This window comes from Actimicrobium sp. GrIS 1.19 (genome assembly GCF_035984655.1).
Classification (GTDB): Bacteria; Pseudomonadota; Gammaproteobacteria; order Burkholderiales; family Burkholderiaceae_D; genus Actimicrobium.
In genome coordinates, this window is record NZ_JAXCHT010000002.1 from 206,902 (window position 1) to 229,029 (window position 22,128).

18 protein-coding genes are annotated in these 22,128 nt (G+C 59.7%); 11 read left to right on the top strand and 7 right to left on the bottom strand.

Annotated elements, in window-relative coordinates; all coding sequences use genetic code 11:
* Window positions 1-12: 12 nt before the first annotated feature.
* A complete protein-coding gene (locus RCH09_RS02605) occupies window positions 13-834 on the bottom strand; it encodes an alpha/beta fold hydrolase (protein WP_326939473.1) in 822 nt (273 codons plus the stop codon).
* A gap of 1 nt (window position 835) precedes the next feature.
* Window positions 836-2,158 carry an O-acetylhomoserine aminocarboxypropyltransferase gene (locus RCH09_RS02610; protein ID WP_326939474.1) on the bottom strand — a complete coding sequence of 441 codons (1,323 nt, stop codon included), beginning with the start codon at window positions 2,156-2,158 and terminating at the stop codon, window positions 836-838.
* 158 nt (window positions 2,159-2,316) lie between these two features.
* Here RCH09_RS02610 and RCH09_RS02615 point away from each other — a divergent pair, with 158 nt between their 5' ends.
* Window positions 2,317-2,763, top strand: a complete 447-nt coding sequence (locus RCH09_RS02615; protein WP_326939475.1) for a CBS domain-containing protein — start codon at window positions 2,317-2,319, stop codon at window positions 2,761-2,763.
* Between the two features lie 94 nt (window positions 2,764-2,857).
* Window positions 2,858-3,856, top strand: a complete 999-nt coding sequence (locus RCH09_RS02620) for an NAD(P)/FAD-dependent oxidoreductase (RefSeq protein WP_326939476.1) — start codon at window positions 2,858-2,860, stop codon at window positions 3,854-3,856.
* A 27-nt stretch (window positions 3,857-3,883) separates the two neighbouring features.
* On the opposite strand, the gene RCH09_RS02625 is transcribed toward RCH09_RS02620, so the two are convergent.
* On the bottom strand, window positions 3,884-4,747 hold the full coding sequence (locus RCH09_RS02625; RefSeq protein WP_326939477.1) for a substrate-binding periplasmic protein: 864 nt from the start codon (window positions 4,745-4,747) through the stop codon (window positions 3,884-3,886).
* 156 nt (window positions 4,748-4,903) lie between these two features.
* On the opposite strand from RCH09_RS02625, the gene RCH09_RS02630 reads away from it, so the two are divergent.
* The 7 genes from RCH09_RS02630 to greB all read left to right on the top strand — a co-directional run bounded on the left by RCH09_RS02630 (window position 4,904) and on the right by greB (window position 13,003).
* Window positions 4,904-6,790, top strand: a complete 1,887-nt coding sequence (locus RCH09_RS02630; RefSeq protein ID WP_326939478.1) for an MFS transporter — start codon at window positions 4,904-4,906, stop codon at window positions 6,788-6,790.
* Between the two features lie 272 nt (window positions 6,791-7,062).
* Window positions 7,063-8,358 carry an isocitrate lyase gene (aceA, locus tag RCH09_RS02635; protein ID WP_326939479.1) on the top strand — a complete coding sequence of 432 codons (1,296 nt, stop codon included), beginning with the start codon at window positions 7,063-7,065 and terminating at the stop codon, window positions 8,356-8,358.
* 130 nt (window positions 8,359-8,488) lie between these two features.
* Window positions 8,489-9,265, top strand: a complete 777-nt coding sequence (modA, locus tag RCH09_RS02640) for a molybdate ABC transporter substrate-binding protein (protein ID WP_326939480.1) — start codon at window positions 8,489-8,491, stop codon at window positions 9,263-9,265.
* Window positions 9,262-9,981: a molybdate ABC transporter permease subunit gene (gene modB, locus RCH09_RS02645; protein ID WP_326939481.1), complete on the top strand. Its 720-nt coding sequence runs from the start codon at window positions 9,262-9,264 to the stop codon at window positions 9,979-9,981. Before modA ends, modB begins: the two co-directional genes overlap by 4 nt.
* Window positions 9,982-10,074: 93 nt before the next feature.
* Entirely contained in the window at window positions 10,075-10,992 is a 918-nt protein-coding gene (locus tag RCH09_RS02650; RefSeq protein WP_326939482.1) for a 23S rRNA (adenine(2030)-N(6))-methyltransferase RlmJ, read from the top strand.
* Window positions 10,993-11,148: 156 nt separating this feature from the next.
* Window positions 11,149-12,420, top strand: coding sequence for an EAL and HDOD domain-containing protein (locus tag RCH09_RS02655; RefSeq protein ID WP_326939484.1), 1,272 nt, complete (start codon window positions 11,149-11,151; stop codon window positions 12,418-12,420).
* A 16-nt stretch (window positions 12,421-12,436) separates the two neighbouring features.
* Entirely contained in the window at window positions 12,437-13,003 is a 567-nt protein-coding gene (gene greB / locus RCH09_RS02660; RefSeq protein WP_326939485.1) for a transcription elongation factor GreB, read from the top strand.
* On the opposite strand, the gene RCH09_RS02665 is transcribed toward greB, so the two are convergent.
* The 4 genes from RCH09_RS02665 to RCH09_RS02680 all read right to left on the bottom strand — a co-directional run bounded on the left by RCH09_RS02665 (window position 13,000) and on the right by RCH09_RS02680 (window position 17,870).
* On the bottom strand, window positions 13,000-15,300 hold the full coding sequence (locus RCH09_RS02665; RefSeq protein ID WP_326939486.1) for a RelA/SpoT family protein: 2,301 nt from the start codon (window positions 15,298-15,300) through the stop codon (window positions 13,000-13,002). The genes greB and RCH09_RS02665 overlap by 4 nt on opposite strands.
* Window positions 15,301-15,336: 36 nt before the next feature.
* A complete protein-coding gene (rpoZ, locus tag RCH09_RS02670; RefSeq protein WP_326939487.1) occupies window positions 15,337-15,540 on the bottom strand; it encodes a DNA-directed RNA polymerase subunit omega in 204 nt (67 codons plus the stop codon).
* A 22-nt stretch (window positions 15,541-15,562) separates the two neighbouring features.
* Complete coding sequence (gene gmk / locus RCH09_RS02675; protein WP_326939488.1) at window positions 15,563-16,207, bottom strand: guanylate kinase; 645 nt, start codon at window positions 16,205-16,207, stop codon at window positions 15,563-15,565.
* 691 nt (window positions 16,208-16,898) lie between these two features.
* The gene (locus RCH09_RS02680) at window positions 16,899-17,870 is read right to left on the bottom strand and encodes an IS5 family transposase (protein ID WP_326939489.1); all 972 of its coding nucleotides are present in this window, start codon (window positions 17,868-17,870) and stop codon (window positions 16,899-16,901) included.
* 281 nt (window positions 17,871-18,151) lie between these two features.
* On the opposite strand from RCH09_RS02680, the gene RCH09_RS02685 reads away from it, so the two are divergent.
* Together RCH09_RS02685 and RCH09_RS02690 are read left to right on the top strand one after the other, a co-directional pair.
* A complete protein-coding gene (locus tag RCH09_RS02685) occupies window positions 18,152-19,636 on the top strand; it encodes an ATPase domain-containing protein (RefSeq protein WP_326939490.1) in 1,485 nt (494 codons plus the stop codon).
* Window positions 19,637-19,642: 6 nt separating this feature from the next.
* Window positions 19,643-22,120, top strand: coding sequence for an EAL domain-containing protein (locus RCH09_RS02690; protein ID WP_326939491.1), 2,478 nt, complete (start codon window positions 19,643-19,645; stop codon window positions 22,118-22,120).
* Window positions 22,121-22,128: the final 8 nt, after the last annotated feature.

The window sequence follows — 22,128 nt, forward strand, 5'->3', positions numbered from 1 at the left end:
GCCGTACCGCCGTCACGCCATGCTGGTGGCGCTGCCGGCAAATCCGAACAGCGTTGTCAGTACCGCATCCGGTTGTTCTGCCATCAGGGCGTGGCCGCAGTTTTCCAGTCGCACCACGCGCGCGTTCGGCATGGCACTGATCAGTGGCGCGGTGGCCCGGGCGCTGGTCATCGCATCCTTGTCGCCGAGCAGAAATAGGGCTGGACAGGCGACCGATGCCGCCGCCACCGCGCCGTTGGCGTAGTTGTTGCAAGCCGAAAAATCGGTGTAGAAGACAGGCGCCGGATTGCGCGCAGCGATGCGCTGCATCAAACGCTTGCCAACCCCGATTGCCAGCGATCCCGGGCCGGCCATGGATGGCGTTGGCGTGACGGCGCTGTGCGACCAGATGTTGACCATATCGATGGCCGCTTGCTCCTGATGCCTGGAGGCCTCCAGCAGCGCATCGGAAACCTTCATCGGATACGCGGTGGCCACCAATGCCAGGCCGCTGGCACGAGCCGGTGCGCGACAGGCGGTTTCGAGTGCGACCAGCGATCCCATGCTGTGGCCGATCAACAGCGCGCGCTGCACGCCAGCCGCGTCGAGCAGCGCCAGCAGCCAATCGGCCATCGCCTCGATCGACTGCAGTGGCGCGCCGCCGCTACGACCATGCCCCGGCAGATCGACCGCCAGCACGCCATAACCGTGGTGCGCAAAATAGCGCGTCTGCAGCACCCACACCGAGTGATCGTTCTGCGCGCCATGGATGAATACGGCGGTCGGCAAAGCCGCATCGAACGGTTTGCCGCCGGTGTAACAGTAGGCCGGTTGATCGTGAATGGTCAGCAGCATCTCAGGCTCCTTTCTGCGCACTGCGCTGCGAGGCCTTCAGGCCGAGGGCGAGATCCTCGATCAGGTCGTCGACATCTTCCAGCCCGACCGACAGGCGCATGGTTCCTTCGGTGATGCCGGAGGCGCGCAGTTGCGCGCTCGGCACCCGGAAGTGCGTGGTCGAGGCAGGATGAATCACCAGCGATTTGGCATCGCCGACATTGGCCAGGTGCGAAAAAATCCGCAGTGATTCGACAAAGCGCTGGCCGGCGGCGCGATCACCTTTGATGCTGAACGAAAATACCGCGCCGCAGCCCTTCGGCAACAGGGTCTTCGCCAGCGCGTAATCCGGATGCGTTGGCAGCTCGGGGTAGGACACGGTCTCCACCGCCGGATGCGCGACCAGGAACTCCACCACCTTGCGCGTGTTGGCGACATGGCGATCCATGCGCAAGCCCAGCGTCTCGATGCCCTGCAGGATGGCGAAGGCATTGTGCGGACTCATGACTGCGCCGAAGTCGCGCAAGCCCTCGCGGCGCGCGCGCAATGAAAATGCCGCCACGCTGGATTCCTCTGCAAACACCATGCCGTGAAAGCCCTCATAGGGTTCGCACAACTCGGCAAAGTGGCCATTCTTTTCGTACGCGCGCTGCCAGTCGAACGTGCCGCCATCGACCAGCAAACCACCAATCGCGGTGCCGTGCCCGCACAGGAATTTGGTGGCCGAATGAAATACCAGATCGGCGCCGTGGTCGAACGGTCGCAGCAAATACGGTGTGGTGAAGGTGGAGTCCAGCATCAGCGGCAGATAGTGTTCGTGCGCGATCGCGGCAACGCGTTCGATGTCGAGCACGTCGAGCCCGGGATTGCCCAGCGTCTCGGCAAACAGCACCTTGGTGTTCGGCCGGATGGCAGCGCGCCAGGCGTCATGATCACGCGGATCGACGAAGGTGGTGTCGATGCCGAACCGTTTCATGGTGTAGGCCAGCAGGTTTTGCGAGCCGCCGTACAGTGCGCGCGAAGCAACGATGTGCGAGCCGGCCGCGGCGATGGTCGCCAGGCCCAGATGCATCGCAGCCTGGCCGCTGGCCACCGCCAGGCCGGCTACGCCGCCTTCCAGCGCGGCGATGCGTTCTTCCAGCACGGCGTTGGTCGGGTTTGAAATGCGCGAATACACGTGGCCCGCGCGCTCCATGTTGAACAGCGATGCGGCGTGATCGGAATCCTTGAACACGAATGAGCTGGTCAGATAAATCGGGGTGGCGCGCGCGCCTGTGGCCGGGTCCGGCGCACTGCCTGCATGCAGTGCGAGAGTGTCGAAACCGGGATAGTGCGGACCGCTCATGATGGGGTGTCTCCTGTGTCGAATGGTGCCAATCCTAGCATCGTATTGCACCTTGTTTGCGCTGGCTCAGTCCGGCGGTGCCGGGTAGTACGCTGGATTTTTCATGCTGCTTAGGCTACATTGCAAAGTACAGAACAACAACGTGCCGGGACGAGACAATGAAAGTATCTGAAATACTGAAGGTCAAAGGCAACATTCTCTACACCGTCACACCCGAGACACCCATGCTCGAAGCCGTCAACACCATGGCCGAAAAAGACATCGGTTCGCTGGTGGTCATGGAGTTTGGCGAACTGGTCGGCATGCTGAGCTTTCGCGAAGTCATGAAAACCATCCATGAGAACCATGGCGAAATTGGCCCCGGAACCGTGCGCAAGCACATGGATGACCACCCGATCACCATCACACCCGAAACCGACATCAATGAAGTGCGCCGCCTGATGCTGGAACGTCATGCGCGGTATGTGCCGGTCATGGACGCACGCACACTGCTTGGCGTGATGTCGTTCTACGATGTCGCCAAGGCGGTGTTTGAAGCACAGAGTTTTGAGAACCGTATGTTGAAGGCGTACATTCGCGACTGGCCCGCCGAAGGCGACGAGTAAGCGCGCTTGTGATCCCGACCAGTGCCGCCCATCGCTGTTTTTTCGAACAGCGATGGGCGGTTTTTTTTGGCTGATTGATTCTCAGGAGCATTGCATGCAAATTGCCATCATCGGTGCCGGCATGTCCGGCTTGACTTGCGCACGTCAATTGCTGGAGCAGGGGCACCAGGTTACCGTTTTTGAAAAGAGCCATAACGTCAGCGGACGCATGTCCACCCGACAAACCGAGCTGGGTGGATTTGATCATGGCGCCCAATATTTCACGGCAAAGTCGCCGGCCTTCAAGAAGGCCGTGGCCACCTGGAGCAAGGACGGCTGGGTCGCCCCCTGGAAAGGAAGATTCGTCACGCTCGAGAACGGCAAGAGCAAGCCGGCTGGAGCCAACGGCAGCGGCGTGCGGCACGTCGGGGTACCGGGCATGCGCGAGATTGGCGTGCAACTGGCGCATGAACTGGACGTGCGGTCGGCGCAGCGAGTTGAACGGATCGAACCGCTGGGCAAGCAGTGGCTGCTGATCGTGCAGTCCGACACGGTACCAATCAGCGCGACTGCCGGACCATTTGATGCGGTGGTGGTCGCCGTGCCGGCCGACCAGGCCGCGGGGCTACTGCGGGTGGCGCCGGCGCTGGCCGAGCAAGCCGCCAGCACACACCTGGTGCCATGCTGGAGTTTGATGCTGGCGTTTCAGGAGTCGCTCGAGCTGGGCTTTGACGGCGCGTGGGTCAATGGCTCGCGCCTTGCATGGCTGGCGCACGATGCTTCCAAGCCCGGTCGCCGGCCAGGTGAACACTGGGTCGGCCAGGCCTCGGTCGCGTGGAGCGTCGAACATTTGGAGGATGACCCGGAACGCGCCAAGGAAAAATTATTGAAAGCCTTTCACGAGGCTACCAACACGCACGTTCAGCCGGTGTATGCGGCCGTGCATCGCTGGCGCTATGCGCAGGCGGCACAGCCGCTGGCCGGTGATTGCCTGTGGGACGCGGCGCTGCGCATCGGCGCCTGCGGCGACTGGTTTGCGGCCGGCCTGGACGGGGCAGGGCGGATCGAGAACGCCTGGCTGAGCGGCGCCGCAATGGCGCAACGCCTGACCTGATTGCGCCAACGGCCGCAGCGCAAACCGCTAGCTGCAGGCCAGTGTTTGCGATGACGCACGACAGGGGATGTTGCGTTCCCTGATGCGCACGTACTCGCCGTCGGCTCTCAGGGTATCGAGCGCGGCATCAAAGCGCTCGACGAACCGTTCATCAATTGCGCGCCTGCTGAAGGCGATCAGGGCTGGCTCGCCGGAGACCACCACGCGGCTCTTGACCACGGTCTCCTGCAGGTTCAGCTGTTTGAGTTCGATCAGACCCGTCACCTCATCGGCGATCAAGCCATCGATACGGCCGACCTGCAGCATTTTCCAGCCGCTGCGACGCTGCCCGATCGGATAGAGATGCTTGTTGAATTCGGGATCAGCCAGCAAGGCGTCAAATTGCGGGCCATAGGACACCTTGATTTGTGCACCCAGCACGAACTCGGTGCCAATGATGTCGGCCAGCGTTTTCAGCGGAAAGCGCTGCTGCCCGGCTCTGGCAACGAACAGCACATTGGGTGATCGGTTGACCGGGTGCGAGAACAACGCGAATGCGTCGCGCTGTGGATTGTGCAATGCCCCTGGCAAAATATCGAGGTTGCCGGCTTCGAGATCGACCAGCGCACGCGCCCAGGGCAGTTCGACAAAGCGGGCGGTACAACCCATCCGCTGCAGTGCATTGCGCACCAGTTCAACATAAAAGCCGTTGATGGCACCGTTCTCATCGCGCCACGAATACGGCGGGTCATCATTCCAGCGCACGGTTTTTTCGCACGCGCCTGCGCTCGCGCACTGCGATGTCAGCGCCAGCGCCAGTGCCAGTGCGGCCGGGGCACCCTGGCGCCAGGCGCCGCGAAACCGCGAGACAACGGGAAGTAAGGTGAACCGGGCGACAGCAAAACGATGCATTGAAAATTTACCTTTGGCAGAATCTGGAGGGCAAGCCGGAGTATCACCGGTTTTTGTACAACGTGGCATGCCGTCCTGAATTTTCCCGCAGCAAAACCCGTTTTCGCGATCCCCGACTGCTGTTACAGTTCCCACCCCAGCACAGAAGACAATCCCATGAGCGATAAGAGCCAGTTTGCCCTGCTTGCCGAGCGCCGCTTCGGCCCATTTTTCTGGACCCAGTTTCTCGGGGCGTTCAATGACAACGTCTTCAAGACGGCGCTGCTGACGATTCTTACCTACGAAGCGCTGAGCTGGACCACGATGGATCCGGCATTGCTGAACAATCTGATCCCGGGCCTGTTCATCCTGCCCTTCGTCCTGTTCTCGGCGACCGCCGGGCAGCTCGCCGACAAGTTCGACAAGGCCCGTGTGGCGCGTATCGTCAAGGTGTTCGAGATCGGCATCATGGCAATCGCGGCGACTGGCTGGATGACACACAACCTGGTTCTGCTGATTGTCGCGGTGGTTGGCATGGGCATGCATTCGACGTTGTTTGGCCCGGTCAAATATGCCTATCTGCCGCAGCACCTGAAACAACACGAACTGGTGGGCGGCAACGGCATCATTGAAAGCGGCACCTTCGTCGGGATTTTGCTGGGCGAAATACTGGGTGCGGTGCTGGTCGTGCACAAGCCGTGGGGCACGGAACTGGTTGCCTTCGGCACGATCGCCATTGCGGTCACGGGCTGGCTGACGAGTCGGGCGATACCGGTGTCGCCGGCGCCTGCGCCGGACCTGAAAATCAACTGGAATCCGGTCACCGAAACGATCCGCAACATCAATTTCTCGCGCCAGAACCGGCCGGTGTTCCTGTCCTTGCTGGGCAACTCGTGGTTCTGGTTCTACGGTGCCATCATCCTCGCGCAGTTCCCTGTCTATGCGAAAGATTACCTGCATGGCGACCACAGCGTGTTCGTGCTGCTGCTGACTGTATTCTCATTGGGGATTGGCGCCGGATCGCTGCTGTGCGAACGGCTGTCCGGCCATCGGGTGGAGATCGGCCTGGTCCCGTTCGGTTCGATCGGGCTGTCGGTGTTCGGCATTGACCTGTTCCTGGCCAGCCTCGCCTACACGAATACCGCGCCGGTCGACCTGTCCGGCTTCGTGGCACAGCACGGCAGCCTGCGCATCCTGTTTGATTGCGTGATGATCGGGGTGTTTGGCGGGCTGTATATCGTGCCGCTGTTTGCCCTGATCCAGACACGTTGTGATCCGACGCATCTGTCGCGCACGATTGCCGGTATGAATATTCTCAACGCCTTGTTCATGGTGGCGGCAGCCTTGCTTGCGCTGGTCTTGCTCAAGAGCGGCCTGACCATTCCCCAGCTGTTTCTGGTGACTGCCGGACTTAATGCAGCGGTGGCGGTATTTATCTTTACGCTGGTGCCGGAATTCCTGATCCGGTTTGCCGCGTGGATCCTGATCCATACCATTCATCGGGTGCGCAGCATCGATGCCGATCGCATCCCGGAACATGGCGCAGCGGTGCTGGTCTGCAATCACGTCAGCTATGTCGACGCGATCGTGATCATGGCGGCCAGCCCGCGTCCGATCCGGTTCGTGATGGATCACCGGATTTTCCGGATACCGGTGCTGTCGTGGATATTCAGAAATGCCAAGGCGATACCGATCGCACCGGCGCGGGAAGATGCCGCGCTGATGGAACGGGCCTATGTCGAGATCGGCAAAGCGCTGGATGACGGCGATCTGGTGTGCATCTTCCCCGAAGGAAAACTGACCGTGACCGGCGAACTCAACGAGTTTCGTGGCGGCGTCATGAAGATTCTGGAGCGCTCGCCGGTGCCGGTCATCCCGATGGCGCTGCGTGGCCTGTGGGGCAGCCTGCTCACGCGCGGCGACGGCAATCCGTTTGGGCGGTCATTCCGGCGCGGACCATGGTCGCAGCTGGCACTGGCCGTCGGCCCTGCGTTGTCGCCCGCGGTGGTCACGCCGCAACTGTTGCAGGAACAGGTACAGGCGCTGCGGGGACAGTGGAAATAGATCTCCCGCCTCGTGCGGTGAATTTCACCATGCGGAAAGCGCATTCCTTATTGTGGGATATCACGCTGCGCAGCATCATTAATTCATTTCATTCTCAGGGAAATGATTTCATATAGTAAAAAATGCTAACCAACCCTTTGATTGTAATGGGAGTTAATTTAGTTATGTGTCTTATATAAGACCTTGTTGCTCCGCAAAATACGGCCTATGATTAGTCATCGGATTTCACTTCACTTCACTTCGACGACATCGTTCACCACAGGAGATTGACCATGGCAACTCGCGAACAGCAAATCGCTGCACTGAAAAAAGACTGGGCAGAAAATCCACGCTGGAAAGACGTCAAGCGTAACTACACGGCCGAAGACGTGGTTCGTCTGCGCGGCTCGCTGCAGGTTGAGCACACGCTCGCCAAGCGCGGCGCCGAGAAATTGTGGAATCTGGTTACCACCGAGCCTTTCGTCAATGCCCTTGGCGCACTGACCGGCAACCAGGCCATGCAGCAGGTCAAGGCCGGCCTCAAAGCCATCTATCTGTCGGGCTGGCAAGTTGCTGGCGATGCCAACCTTGCTGGCGAAATGTATCCGGACCAATCGCTGTATCCAGCCAATTCGGTGCCGATGGTGGTCAAGCGCATCAACAATACCTTCACCCGTGCTGACCAGATCCAATGGTCGGAAGGCAAGGACGACATCGACTTTTTTGCACCGATCATTGCCGATGCCGAAGCAGGCTTTGGCGGCGTGCTCAATGCGTATGAATTGATGAAGTCGATGATCGACGCCGGCGCTGCCGGTGTTCACTTCGAAGATCAGCTTGCTTCGGTCAAGAAATGCGGCCACATGGGCGGCAAGGTGCTGGTGCCAAGTCGTGAGGCCGTCGAGAAACTCAATGCTGCCCGCCTGGCTGCTGACGTGATGGGCACCACCACACTGGTGATCGCCCGTACCGATGCCGAAGCGGCAGACCTGCTGACCTCGGATGTCGATGAAAACGATCGCGAATTCTGCACCGGCGAGCGCACCGTCGAAGGCTTCTACAAGACCCGTGCCGGTATCGATCAAGCGATTTCCCGTGCCATTGCCTATGCGCCGTTCGCCGATCTGGTGTGGTGTGAAACCGGCAAGCCTGACCTGGCCTTCGCCAAGCAGTTTGCCGATGCAGTGCATGCCAAGTTCCCGGGCAAAATGCTGGCCTACAACTGCTCGCCATCGTTCAACTGGAAAAAGAACCTGGACGATGCAACCATCGCCAAATTCCAGAAAGAGCTCGGCGCAATGGGTTACAAGTTCCAGTTCATCACGCTGGCCGGTTTCCATTCGCTGAACTATTCGATGTTCAACCTGGCCCACGGCTACGCCCGCAACCAGATGTCCGCATTTGTCGAATTGCAGGAAGCTGAATTCGCTGCTGCTGAAAAAGGCTTCACCGCCGTCAAGCATCAGCGCGAAGTCGGCACCGGTTACTTCGATGCGGTCACGCAAGCGATCCAGCAAGGCGTGTCATCGACCACCGCGTTGCATGGCTCGACCGAAGACGAACAGTTCTTCGACAAGAAAGTCGCCTGATTGGGCGTTCTGGTCGCATATTGATGTGACCGAAAAGGCCGTCTTCCACAAGAAGACGGTTTTTTTTCGTCTGCAGCAAGGGCGCTTGTTACAATCCGCAGATTACATTGACAGGTCGCGCCAGCGCATCATGAATAGTTCAGCATGGGTTCGAGGTTTGCTCGCTAGTGCGCTGCTGTTGCTGGCGGCAGTCAGCGCGACGGCGGCGCCGGCACTGCAAATCGCCGCGGCTGCCGATCTGGCAATCTGCATCAATGAGCTCAACGCTACCTTTGCCAAAGCCAATGGCAATGCCGATGTCAGGTCCAGCATCGGTTCGTCCGGAAATTTTTTTGCACAGATCAACAATGGCGCACCTTTCGACGTGTTCCTGTCGGCCGATCTCGATTACCCACGCAAGCTCGCCGAGGCCGGTTTTGCCGATGCCTCGTCACTGACCACCTATGCAATTGGTCGACTGGTGCTGTGGTCGAGCGATCCGACGCTGGATCTCGATCGCGGGTTCAGGGTGTTTGCCGATGCCCGCGTGCAGCACATTGCGATTGCCAACCCGGAGTTGGCGCCGTACGGTCGCGCTGCACGCGCCGCGCTACAGCATGCCAGCGCATGGGACGGGATCGCTTCGCGCCTGGTGATCGGCGATAACGTCGCACAGGCGGCCCAATTCATTGCGACTGGCAATGCCCAGGTTGGCCTGGTTGGCGCGGCGCATGTGAGCGCAACAAAAGGCGGGCGTGCATGGATCGTTCCGCCGGACTGGTATCCGGTGATCGAGCAGGGCGGCATTGTCACGGCAAGCGGGCGCAGCAATCCGTTGGCCGCAAAATATCTGGCGTTCCTGCGCAGCGACGGCGGTCGCGACATCTTGCGCCGTTACGGCTTTGCACTGCCTGATCGAACCCCTTGATCACACCACTCTGGGCCCTGCCAAACGCATTGTGGATCGCGCTCGGTCTGACCGTGCAACTGGCCGCGGTGTCGACCCTGTTGTTGCTGCTGATCGTGTTGCCGGTTGGCTGGTGGCTGGCGACCACGCGTAACCGGATTGCCCTGCCGCTGGAGATCGTGATGTCGTTGCCGCTGGTGCTGCCGCCGACGGTGATTGGTTTTTACCTGCTGGTGCTGTTGTCGCCGGAACACGCGTTTGGTCACTGGTGGCAAACGCAGTTCGGGCACGCCCTGCCGTTTTCATTCGGCGGCCTGGTCATTGGCTCCTTCGTCTACAGTCTGCCGTTTGCATTGCAGCCTGTCCTGGCGGCGTTTCGCATGCTCCGTCCGGAGATTGCGCAGGCGGCGTATTCACTGGGGATGACGCGTCGACAGGCCTTCATCCACATCTTTCTGCCGCTGTCGAAAGCCGGCGTGTATTCCGGCGCGATCCTTGCGTTCGCCCACACCATTGGCGAATTCGGCGTGGTGCTGATGCTCGGTGGCGGCATTCCCGGCGTGACGCGGGTCGCCTCGATTGCGCTCTACGATGAGACCCAGAAATTGAATTATCCCGACGCCCACGGCTTCGCCTTGCTTCTGTTGTTGTTGTCGTTCGTGCTGCTGTGTGCGACCACCGCCTTGCAAAAACGCCAGGAGCGCTGGCGCCAGACCGGCTACTTTTCGGCCCGCTGACAGCAATCGGTGCAACCCGGTTGCGCCGGACTTGTTAAAATGCCGAATTAGCCGCCGTGCTACCTGCCATTCCCACCAAGATCGATCACCGTTATGTTGAGTTACCGCCACGCCTTCCATGCGGGCAATCACGCCGATGTCCTCAAACACGTCGTCACGATGCAGTTGTTGAATTACCTCAATCAGAAGGACACCCCGTACATGTACATTGATACCCATGCGGGTGCCGGTGTGTATGCGCTTGACGGGGGTTATGCAGCGAAGAACGCCGAATTCGAAAGCGGCGTCGCGCCGCTGTGGAACCGCAAGGATCTGCCGGCGCCCCTGCACGAATACATCCAGATGATCAAGAAGATGAACCCGAGCGGCAAGCTGCGCTATTACCCTGGTTCGCCCTATTGTGCCGACAAGACCATGCGCGAAGCCGACCGTCTGCGCCTGTTCGAGTTGCATCCGGCCGATGCGAAGATCCTGGCCGATAATTTCCGCAAGGTCGAGGCGCATGCGGCTGAACAGGGACAACGTGCCACGGTTCGGGGCAAGCGCATCATGATCCAGAAGGGCGACGGCTTTCTTGGACTGAAGGCATTGCTGCCGCCGCCGTCGCGCCGCGGACTGGTCTTGATCGATCCGCCATACGAAGACAAGGGAGATTACCGCCGTGTCAAGGAAACGCTGCAGGATGCGCTGGTGCGATTTGCCACCGGTACCTACGCGGTCTGGTACCCGGTGTTGCAACGGATGGAGTCGCGTCAACTGCCCGACAAGCTCAAACGTCTACCCGCAAACGGCTGGCTGAACGTGACGCTGACCATCTCGACACCCGGCCCGGATGGTTTCGGATTGCACAGCAGCGGCATGTTCGTCATCAACCCGCCATTCACACTCGAACCGATGCTCAAGGAGCTCATGCCGTTCCTGGTGCAAACTCTCGGCCGGGACAGTGGTGCAGGCTTCACGCTGGAAACCGGGGCCACCTCGGTCGCGCACACAGGAACCCGCCGGGTGTGACGGAATTCGGTCCGACGGCGGTATTTCGCAGGCGTATTTCACCGTACAATGGCCGAAGATTCTTCAAAACAACAAACGTCACGAGCGGTTCCGGTTGCAATCCCACGGCATTGATTCGTGCAGTAGCGGGGCACTATGACACAACTTTCTGATTCAGTGGCAACCCATTCCGGGAATGGCGACCCGGTGGTGCACCTGCGCGAATTTTTTCTCGCACGGCAGCCCATTCTGGACAACACCCAGGGCTTGATTGCCTACGAACTCCTGTTTCGCAGCGCCGCCGCCGGTCCGGCTAATGTGACCGACGACTTGCTGGCGACAGCCTCCGTGATGGCCAATGCCGCCGAGATGGGCATGGAAAACGTGGTTGGCAGTTCTCTGGCGTTCGTCAATGTGGACGTCACTGTGCTGATGAGCGACTTCGTCAGCTTTCTGCCGCACGATAAAGTCATCCTCGAAATTCTTGAGTCCGTGAAGGTCACGCCGGAAGTCATCGCGCGCATCGAGCAACTGGCCGCGGCCGGATTCCGTTTTGCTCTCGACGATGTCATTGCAGCATCCGAAGATGTGTTGCGCTTGTTGCCGGTGGTCGAGATTATCAAGGTCGACATCCGGGACATGGCGCAGGACGACCTGGAGCTGCTGTCAGCACGGTTCAAACTGGCCGGCAAAAAATTATTGGCAGAAAAAGTCGAGACGATCGAAGAGTTCGAGAACTGTGTGCGGCTTGGCTTCGATTATTTTCAGGGCTATTATTTTGCCAGGCCGGTGGTGCTGGTCGGCCGCAAGCTCTCGCCGTCGCAACTGGCGATCATGCAGTTGATGGAACTCCTGCGCAGCGACGCCGATGGCAGTGCGATCGAACGCGCCATCAAGCAGGATGCGTCGATGGGGTTGAATCTTCTTCGCATGGTCAATTCGCCAGGTGCTGGTCTGACGCACCGTGTCGACTCGCTCAGCCAGGCAGTGATGGTGTTGGGACGGCGGCAATTGCAGCGCTGGTTGCAGATTCTCCTGTATGCCGAGCCAAACAAATCCGGCCGATCGGTCTCGCCGCTGTTGATGCTGGCCACGACACGTGGCAAATTGCTGGAGTTGATGGCCGATCAGATCCATCCGGGCAATCGTGGATATGCCGAACGCGCATTCACTGTCGGTATCATGTCCTTGATGGATGCGCTGTTTGGGCAAACGATGCAGGCAATCATTGACCAGATTGGTGTCGCCGACGAGGTGAGCCAGGCGCTTCTGGCGCGCCGTGGCCCGTACGGCGAGATGCTCAAGCTGGCGGAATACATTGAACGCATTGAAGTCGCGCGGCCGTTGCTGGTGCCGACGCTGCGACGACTGGGTTTGTCGATCGAACAGCTCAACGCGATGCAGTTGGCGGCCTTCGAGTGGAGCAATTCGGTGGCTTCCGGCGCCTGACCTGCGCGAGGATGGAATGAACAAAGCCTTTGTCAAGGAAACCGATGACGATGACGACGATGACGCCATCGGTATCGTGCCGGCCATTCCTGCCGGCAGCAAAAACTACATGACCCCGGCCGGCTATCAACGCATGAAAGACGAGTTGCTGCGGCTGATTGATGTGGACCGTCCGGAAGTCGTGCGTATCGTGTCGTGGGCAGCGTCGAACGGCGACCGCTCCGAGAATGGCGACTATATTTATGGCAAGCGACGCCTGCGCGAAATCGACCGGCGTATCCGTTTTCTGACCAAGCGGCTGGATCTGGCCGAAGTGGTTGATCCCAGCGTCCATTTTGGCAACGACCAGATATTTTTCGGTGCAACGATCCGGTACCAGAACCAGTCCGGCGAAGAGCACGTCATCACGATTGTCGGCATCGACGAACTGGATCCGCTACATGGAAAAATCAGCTGGATTTCGCCGGTGGCGCGTGCCATTACGAAGGCACGCGAGGGCGATACAGTCTTCCTGAAGACGCCCTCGGGCATGGAAGAATTGCTGATACTGTCAGTGGAATATCCGGCGCCGCAGCGCGCCTAGCGCACCGAATTGGTCCACTGGCCGCGTTCCCGCAGAATGCGGGTCACGCCAGGAATGCGACGCACATTGCGCATCAGGCGCGCCAGATGCACCCGGCCTTCGACCTGTACCGTGAAGCGCAGTTGCGTCATCAATGCACCGCGGTCGTCATCCATCCCGACAAACGTGATATTGGCATCGGATTCGCCAATTTCGGCGGCAACCCGCGCCAGCACGCCGCGCTCGTTTTCAACCAGCACAATGACCCGGCAATCGAAGCGGCGATTGAGATCATTGCCCCATTCGACATCGATCCAGCGTTCCGGCTCCTTGCTGCGCTGACGGCGTGCCAGTTCGCAGTCGGGCGTGTGCACGACCAATCCCTGGTCGCGCTTGAGTTGGCCAATGACTTTGTCGCCCGGGATCGGCTGGCAGCAAGCCGCCAGCTGTACCGCCACACCTTCGCTGCCGTAAATGACGACCGGCTCGGGTTTGCTCGGCGCGTCCGGATTGTCATCGGCGTCGACGCGGATTTGCAGCGGTTGCCCGGCGCTGTCCTGCAAGCCCATGATGTGGCGCGCGACCAGCGCTGCCATGCGCTTGCCAATACCGATGTCGGCATACAGCTCATCGAGCGATTTCGCGCTGGATTCATTGAGCAATCGCTCGGCCGTCGCCGCCGGAATCGTCGCATCGAGATTCAGTGCCGCCAGTGCCTGGGTCAACAGCAGTTCACCGAGTTCGATCGACTCCGAAAGATTGATGGTGCGCAGGTGATGACGGATCGCCGAGCGGGCCTTGCCGGTGCGGACGAACGTCAGCCAAGTCGGACTTGGTCGCGAGCTGGCCGAGGTGATGATTTCGATGATGTCGCCGTTGCGCAACTCCGTGCGCAGCGGCGCGTGCTCGTGGTTGATGCGCGCCGCAACGGTCTGATCACCGATATCGGTGTGAATCGTGTACGCAAAATCGAGCGCGGTGGCGCCACGCGGCAGCGCGATGATTTTGGATTTTGGCGTGAACACATAGACCGAATCGGGAAACAGATCGACCTTCACGTGCTCAAGGAACTCAGCCGAGTCGCCGGTCTGCTTCTGGATGTCGAGCAGCGATTGCAGCCAAGCGTGGGTGCGCTGCTGCAGGTCGGTCAGGCTGCCTTCGTCATCCTTGTACAACCAGTGCGCCGCCACGCCGGACTCGGCCACCCGATGCATCTCCTGGGTCCGCACCTGAAACTCGACCGGCGTGCCATAGGGGCCAATCAGCGTCGTGTGCAGCGACTGGTAGCCATTCAATTTCGGAATCGCGATGTAATCCTTGAACTTGCCCGGCATGGGCTTGTAGAGCGCATGCAGCGTGCCGAGCGCGACATAGCAGCTGGCAAAGTTTTCGACCACGATCCGAAACCCATACACGTCCAGCACCTGCGAAAAAGACAGGTGCTTGTTGCGCATTTTTCGATAGATGCCGAACAGGGTTTTTTCGCGGCCGTAGACCTGGGCGGTGATGCCGGCCGCCAGCAGCGTGTTCTTGACCGACTCCATGATCTTGCTGACGACTTCACGGCGATTGCCGCGCGCCGCCTTGACGGCCTTGGCCAGCGTGCGATAGCGAATCGGATGCAGGTGCGAGAACGACAGGTCCTGCAGTTCGCGATAGATGTTGTTGAGACCGAGGCGATGCGCAATGGGCACATACACTTCCATGGTCTCGCCGGCGATGCGGCGCTTCTTTTCGGGCGACATCGACCCGAGCGTGCGCATGTTGTGCAGCCGGTCGGCCAGCTTGACCAGAATCACGCGGACATCGCGCGCCATTGCCAGCAGCATCTTGCGGAAGTTCTCGGCCTGGGCTTCGATCTGGCTCTGGAATTCGATTTTTTCGAGCTTGGACAGGCCATCGACCAGCGTCGCCACCGGTGCGCCGAAGCGCTCGATCAATTCTTCTTTCTTGACGTCCTGATCTTCCATCACGTCATGCAGCAAGGCCGCCATGATCGCCTGCGCGTCGAGCTTCCAGTCGGCACAGATTTCGGCCACGGCGATCGGGTGCGAGATGTACGGTTCGCCCGACATGCGCATCTGGCCCAGATGCATTTCGTCAGAGAAGCGATACGCTTCCTTGACTTTTTTCAGCTCGGCAGGGGAAAGGTACTCGGCGAGTTTCGCATTGAGTTGCGACACCGAAGCGACACCGGGCGCGGCAGGCACGCCGGTATCGGAGGAAAAGAATGTTCCGGGAATTTTTTGGATCAAACGCTCTGAAGCGGCCCGGCTAGTCAAGGCGGATACTGTCGAATCTGCAGGAGTCAAGTTCATACCGGTTGAGCCGCCGCGCCAGAGTCATGGAAACAATTAGCTTGGTACCTTTTTCAGCATTTCAATGCCTACCTTGCCGGCGGCGATTTCGCGCAGCGCGATGACGGTAGGCTTGTCCTTGGCGTCGACTTTTGGCGTGTGGCCTTGCAGCAGTTGACGCGCGCGATAGGTCGCGGCAAGTGTCAGCTGAAAACGATTCGGAATGTATTTGGTGCAATCTTCAATAGTAATACGGGCCATGAATGCTCCTGGAATGACAGTGTCAGTTTGATGCGGCGTGAATGCCCAGTTGGGCAAAGAGAGAAGCGTGGCGTGCAGCCTGTTGCGAGAACCGGCAACGTGTCGCCCGGACAATCGCTGTAAGTTCTTCTAAAGCGATCGCAAAGTCTTGATTAATAATAACATATTCGAACTCGAAGGCATGCGCCATTTCACCTCCGGCGGCCAGCAAGCGGCGCGTAATGACATGTGGCTCATCCTGTCCGCGTTTGGTCAGGCGTTCTTCCAGTGCACTGATCGAGGGCGGCAAAATGAAAATGCCCGACGCATCGGGAAACTGCTTCTTGACCTGTTGCGCGCCTTGCCAGTCGATCTCCAGCAGCACGTCGGTACCGGACTTCATCTGCGCCGAAATCATGACCCGTGACGTGCCGTAATAGTTGCCATGGACTTCCGCGGACTCAAGAAATTCGCCTGATTCACGCCGCTTGAGGAAATCCTCGACGCTGGTGAAGTAGTACTCGCGGCCATGCTGCTCGCCAGGGCGTGGTGCACGCGTGGTGTAGGAGATCGACAATTTGAGCGCCGGTTCCTGTGCCAGCAGGGCGTTGACCAGCGTTGATTTGCCGGCGCCGGAAGGTGCGACCACCATGAACAGACTGCCAGCGGACGCGTGAAGATCAGGCATGAAATTTCCAGGTTGTGAGGGTGTCAATGAGATCGTTTCGGCAAGACGCAAGCAAGAAAAAATGCATCCCGCTACCCGGATTGTTTCAGGAAAACCTGATCGCTCCGTGTGACATGAGGCGATTGCCTCTGGCACCTCTGCCATTTTACCAAACAGCTTGGGCTTCAGGGGTCGTGTTCGCGGTATCTCGCGTGGTTGAGATTAGCCGATCCGGATCTGCCCCGCGGCGGCATGCCGGGCGCCAGTGCTGGAAATGCCGCCTTGGCACGTGATGTGTGCGAAACAGGGCGTCGGCGCGATTTATCGCACTGATGGCGTCAGAGGGGCAGTGCGCGCCTCAGCGGTGCGTCAGCACAGCCGCTTTGCGGGCGCGCGGTGGCCGCTGGCAGGCCAATCGGCCACGCGCCTTCAATGCATCAGGGTGTGAACCGAATCATCCCGCACTTCTGAATAAAAAAGGCGCGTGTGCATTTTGTATAAACAATATTCAACGATAAATAGATTGATCTGGTGTTTTGTTTGATTAATGACTAAGGATGGTCTGCATAACCACCGCCACAGCGTGAGCTGAACGAGGGAAATTCGGGTAATGAAGATGGGAATGCGTTTTCGTGCAAATTCAGTGCATTTAGCGTGGGAATTTTTACGCTATAGGGCCGGTTCTAGGCCCCTCTCCGAATTGCGGACGGACTCATGCCCGCGCTCCGTCAATAATCGCTCGACGCGCCATCCACAAATTGCTCAGCGCAAACAGCGTGAGCAGTTGGGCCGTGTTTTTTGCCAGGCCGCGGTAGCGAACTTTTGTGAATCCGAACTGGCGCTTGATGACCCGGAATGGATGCTCAACCTTGGCGCGAACACTCGCCTTGAGCTTCTCGATGTTGTCGAGCATGGCACCCAGTTTCGTCGCCCTGTCCAACGTCTTGCGCTTGCCCGGACGCATGGCGATGTGCCACTTGACGCCGGTCGCCTCGGGCCGCCTGTTGGCGCCTTGGTAGCCAGCGTCGGCGAATACCTCGACTTCCTCACCGTGCAACAGTGCATGGCCCTGAGTGACGTCGTTGACATTGGCGGCGGTGCCGATCACGGTGTGTACCAGACCCGAATCGGCATCAACCCCAATGTGGGCCTTCATGCCGAAGTACCACTGGTTTCCCTTCTTGGCTTGATGCATCTCGGGGTCCCGTTCGCCCTTGCTGTTCTTGGTCGAACTCGGCGCTGCAATCAGCGTGGCATCGACCACCGTTCCGGTCTTGAGCAGAAGACCTCGCTTGGCCAGCGTGGCATTGATGGTGGCCAGCAGTTGTGCACTCAACGCATGTTTTTCCAGCAGATGGCGAAACCGCAGAATGGTGGATTCGTCGGGCAACCGGCTCATACCCGCGTCCAGTTCTGCAAACTCGCGATACAGCGGAATGTCGTGCAACGATTCCTCCATCGCCGGGTCACTCAGCCCAAACCACTGCTGCATGAAGTGAATCCGAAGCATGGTCGACACGGCAAATGGCGGCCGGCCCGTTTTACCTTTCGGCGCGTGTGGTTCAATCAAGGACACCAACTCGGCCCAGGGAACAACCAGGTTCATCTCATCAAGAAATTCACGCTTGCGCGTCTTCTTGGGGGCCAGTTCAAATCCGCTGGTGGGGAGGCTTATTTGTTTCATCGACAGTCAACGTGTTGGTAGGCGATTTCGCCGACCTTATGCAGAGATTCCCTAAGCTCAGGTTGTCGTAAAAAGTTGCCTAAGGTTAATTTATTGAAGCAATTTTTCCGCTGCTCGCTTTCACGGCGCGGGGTGTTGATTGCTTCGCAAACGACGGCGCATTCCTGTTGCCCCAGCCTGCGTGGCGATCGCCCAATGCTTTCAAACAGTTCATAACAGCGCATGCCCTATCCCGGTCCGGCCTCTGCCTGGCGATACGATACGCGACGGGAAACCAGCACATGAACCACACGAAGCAGGTGAACACATCGATACGCCTGTCGACCGGCGTGGTCGGTTGCGATGAGATTCTGAATGGCGGCTTGACCGCCGGTCGCAGTTACTTGATCGGCGGCGTTGCCGGTGCCGGCAAGACCATCTTCTCGCTGCAATGGTTGCGCGCGGGCCTCGCGCTCGACGAAAAATGCATGTACATCACGTTGTGCGAACCTGGCCATGAAATGCAGCGCAACGTCTCCGGGTTTGGCTGGGATCTGGCGCAGATCGAGATCCTCGATCTCTCGCCCAATGGTTCCGACCTGCGCGAGAGCCACGGTGATTACCATATGTTCCCGCCCAGCGAAGTCGAGAGCGTCCCGGTGTGGAGTGCAATCTACGAAGCGGTGGCGCGGGCGCGGCCGACGCGGCTGGTGATTGATTCGGTGACGCAGTTGCGCTATCTGGCGACCGACGAATACCAGTTCCGCAAGCATATTCTGGGACTGGTCAATTTTCTCAACAACAGCGGCGTGACGTCGCTGCTGGCATTCGACCCGACCGTGATGGAGCAGGATGCCTCCGTCGCGCTGGCCGTCGACGGCGTGATCCGCCTTGGCCGCAATATTTCGACCGGGATGGCGATTGGTCTGCGCTATCTGGAAGTCGACAAGCTGCGTGGATCGGGATTCATGTCCGGACGCCATCCGATGCGCATCGGCAATAGCGGGATTGAAGTGTTCCCGCACCGGATTGAACATACCGGTTCACTCAACCCGGGTGAGCGCATGATTTCATCCGGCATTACCGGACTCGATCAGCTGCTCGGCGGCGGACTTGAATCCGGCACCACTACCTTGCTGACCGGACCGACCGGCACTGGAAAAAGCACGCTTGGCACGCAGTTTCTGGCGCACTATGCGCGCACCGACCGCGCCGTCCTGTTCACCTTCGAGGAGCCGGCCAGCTTCATCATGGCGCGCAGCCGTGGCATCGGGGCGCCGATCGATGCGGTGGTCGCGTCCGGGGCGCTGAAGATCGTGCGAATCAATCCGCTGGAGCTGTATCCGGATGAATTCCTGGCCAACGTGCGCGAGGCCGTCGAGGTCGACGGGTGCGGCATGGTCATGATTGACAGCTTGCGTGGTTATCAGTTTGCGATGGAAGAATTCGGCAAGCCGCAGGCGCACATCCACAACATGATCAACTATCTGTCGCGCAACGGGGTGTCGACGCTGCTGATCAACGAAGTCGAGCACATCACCAGCACCAGCCTGAAGGCGACCGATCTGGGCGTGTCGCATCTGGCCGACAACATCGTCCTGTTGCGCTATGCCGAGCATGCCGGGCAGGTCATCAAGATCGTCGGGTGCCTGAAAAAGCGCATCGGTAACTTTCAACCGGAGCTGCGCCAGATCACGGTGGGTGCGGCCGGCATCGAAATCAGCGACAAGCTGTACCACCTGCAAGGCATCCTTACCGGCGTCCCCGCATTTACCCAGCGTGACTGAGCGGCGATGAACCGCCCACCCAGCATTGCCACCATTTGCCTGTTGATGTCGGACCTGTCCGATCAACGGCTACTGGCAGGATTTCTGGTGCAGACAGGCTATCGGGTAGTGGTCGTGGCCGGATCGGAACTGTCCAGCATCGACCCGGCGGCGGCACTGATGATTACCGATCAGGCCGGGGCACGGCAATACGGTGCAGCGCTGTTCGCCATGAAAGCGCGTCTGAAACCGCTGTACTTTCCGGTTCTCTTGACCTTGATTGGCGCTGGCCAGGCCACCGGCTGGCTGCGCGCCGGATTCGATGATGTCTTGCGCCTGCCGTTGAACAAGGATGACTTGCTGGCGCGCCTGGAAGCCTTCCTGCGCTTGCGACAGCATTCCGCCGACCTTCTTACCGAAGGCAGATTGCGCTACCAGGCAACCTTCGATCTGGCCCCGGTGGGGATCGTACATGCCTCGCTGGGTGGCAAGATCACGCTCGTCAATCTGCACGTCGGCGCGATTCTGGGCATGACGACGGCGATGCTGTCCGGGCGCCGGCTGGTCGATCTTGTCGAGGCCGCTCACTGCGCCACGATGCAGGCCGCGCTGGACGCCGTCCTGGTGGCGCCGGGTGCGCAGCCCGCCTTCGACCAGCTCCTGTGCCGTCACAATGGCGCGCCGCTGTGGAGCAGCGTGACGGTGTCGCTGGCGCGCGACGCCGACGGCGTGCCACGCTACCTGATCGTCATCATTGAAGATATCAGCGTGCGCAAACAACTTGAGCTGGAGTTGCGTGAATCGGAGCGCTTCGCGCGCGCCACGATCGATGCCCTCAACGAGCAGATTTGCGTGGTTGACGAGACTGGCAGGATCCTGGCTGTCAACAAGGCGTGGAACCGCTTCGCTGACGACAACGGCATGCAGGGCCAGACGAAGTGGGTCGGCACGAACTACCTCTCGATCTGCGACCGGGCTGCCGCGTGCGGCAACGAGGAGGCCCGGCTATTTGCGACCGGCATGCGGGACGTGATCACGCTGGCACAGGATGAATTCAGCATGGAGTACCAGTGCGACGATGGTGGCGACGAGCGCTGGTTTATTGTAAAGGTCACCCGCTTTCCGCACGGCGGACCGGTGCGTCTGGTGGTCTCCCATGAAAACGTCACGCATGCCAGGCTGGCCCAGCGGGATTTGAGCTGGCTGGCGCATAACGACAGCTTGACCCGATTGCCAAACCGGGTGCTGATCGACCTGCAGTTGAAACAGACCCTGTTGCAGGCCGAGCGCAGCCACTGGATCGTGGCGGTCATGTTCATCGACCTCGATCATTTCAAGATGATCAACGACACGCTCGGTCATGCTGCCGGCGACCGTCTGCTGCAACTGGCGGGCCAGCGCATCGTCGGTTGCCTGCGCGTCAATGACACGGTGGGCCGCCTCGGTGGCGACGAATTCTGCGTGATCCTTCCCGATCTTGCCACGGTCTGTGATGCCGCAATGCTGTCGGAAAAAATCATGCATGCACTGGCGCAGCCATTTCATCTGATGGGCTCTGAAGCCTTCGTTACCTCGAGCATCGGCATTGCGATGTATCCCAGCGACGGACTGGACGCCGACACGCTGCTGCGCAGCGCCGATATCGCGATGTATCGGGTCAAGAAACAGGGCCGCGATGGCCATCAGTATTTCGTACCACGCATGACGACGCAGCTGGCCGAGCAAGCCCGACTCGAAGGCGGCCTGCGCAGGGCGCTGGAGCGCGGCGAACTGTCGATGCACTATCAGCCGCAGATCGATATCGCATCGGGCCGGATTGTCGGCGTCGAGGCCCTGATGCGCTGGCAGCATCCGGAGCTGGGCATGATTTCTCCGGCGGTGTTCATTCCGATTGCCGAAGAAACCGGCCTGATCGTCTCGATCGGCGCGTGGGCGCTGCGCACCGCATGCAGCCAGAACCGGCGCTGGCAGGAAGCCGGAATCGCGCCCATCGTCATGGCCGTCAATATGTCGTCGCGTCAGTTCAAGGAGCGTAATCTGCACGCCATGATCGACCTCGCGCTGCAGGAGAGCGGGCTGGAGGGGCGCTACCTGGAGCTGGAGCTGACCGAGGGCATCATGATGGAAAACGTGGCGGTGCTGATTGATACCTTGAACCGCCTGAAGACACTAGGCGTGCGCCTGTCGCTGGACGATTTCGGCACCGGCTACTCGAATCTGGCCTACCTCAAGCGCTTCCCGCTGGACATGATCAAGATCGACAAGTCCTTCGTCGACGATATCGACGCCGGCGGCGACGCCAGCCTGATCGCTGCCGCAGTAATCACGCTCGGACATGGACTGCATCTCAAGGTCATCGCCGAAGGCGTTGAAACGCAGGAGCAGCTGGCCGTGCTGCGCATGCTCGGATGCGACATGATCCAGGGTTACCTGTACAGCCGTCCGTTGCCGCACGATGCGATGACCGCCTTGCTGTGTGCCAGCGTCCGGCCGCAACTGGCTTGAGGGCCGGC